This window comes from Ruegeria atlantica (genome assembly GCF_013033965.1).
Classification (GTDB): Bacteria; Pseudomonadota; Alphaproteobacteria; order Rhodobacterales; family Rhodobacteraceae; genus Ruegeria; species Ruegeria atlantica_D.
Map to the genome: position 1 here is coordinate 1 of NZ_WQFE01000046.1, position 1,180 is coordinate 1,180.

The 1,180-nt window shown below is 58.6% G+C and carries 1 protein-coding gene; it reads right to left on the reverse strand.

All coding sequences use genetic code 11. The annotated features are described in order from the left end of the window. Window positions 1–4: 4 nt before the first annotated feature. Window positions 5–1,180, reverse strand: a 1,176-nt coding sequence (gene tuf, locus GOW16_RS22620; protein WP_170419827.1) for an elongation factor Tu, incomplete at its 5' end; no start/stop codon positions are given.

The following is a 1,180-nucleotide window of genomic DNA, read 5'->3' on the forward strand; positions in this document are numbered from 1 at the left end:
CGCCTTACTCGATGATTTTCGAGACAACGCCGGCGCCGACGGTGCGGCCGCCTTCGCGGATGGCGAAGCGCAGGCCGTCTTCCATCGCGATCGGTGCGATCAGCTCGACGGTGAAGCCGACGTTGTCGCCAGGCATAACCATCTCGGTGCCAGCCGCCAGGGTCACGGTGCCGGTCACGTCAGTCGTACGGAAGTAGAACTGCGGACGGTAGTTCGCGAAGAACGGAGTGTGACGACCGCCTTCTTCCTTGGTCAGGATATAGGCTTCGGCTTCGAACTTGGTGTGCGGTGTAACCGAACCCGGCTTACACAGAACCTGGCCACGCTCAACGCCGTCACGGTCGATACCGCGCAGCAGGGCGCCGATGTTGTCACCCGCTTCACCGCGGTCCAGCAGCTTGCGGAACATTTCAACACCGGTGCAGGTGGTTTTCTGAGTGTCGCGGATGCCGACGATTTCGATCTCGTCGCCAACGTTGATCACGCCACGCTCAACACGACCCGTAACAACGGTACCACGACCCGAGATCGAGAACACGTCTTCGACCGGCATCAGGAACGGCTTGTCAACTTCACGCTCAGGGGTGTCGATGTAGTCATCAACAGCCGCCATCAGTTCCTTGATCTTCTCTTCGCCGATTTCAGGGTTGTTGCCTTCCATCGCCGCCAGAGCCGAACCTGCGATGATCGGAATATCGTCGCCGGGGTATTCGTAGCTGGACAGCAGTTCGCGAACTTCCATCTCAACCAGTTCCAACAGCTCTTCGTCGTCAACCTGGTCAACTTTGTTCATGAACACGACCATCTTCGGGATGCCAACCTGGCGGCCCAGCAGGATGTGCTCACGCGTTTGCGGCATCGGGCCGTCAGCAGCGTTCACAACCAGGATCGCGCCGTCCATCTGAGCAGCACCGGTGATCATGTTCTTGACGTAGTCGGCGTGGCCGGGGCAGTCAACGTGCGCATAGTGGCGGTTGTCGGTCTCGTATTCCACGTGGGCGGTCGAGATGGTGATGCCACGAGCCTTTTCTTCAGGCGCGCCGTCAATCTGGTCATACGCTTTGAAGTCACCGAAATACTTGGTGATTGCTGCGGTCAGCGTGGTCTTGCCGTGGTCAACGTGGCCAATCGTGCCGATGTTGACGTGCGGTTTTGTACGCTCAAACTTTTCCTTTGCCAT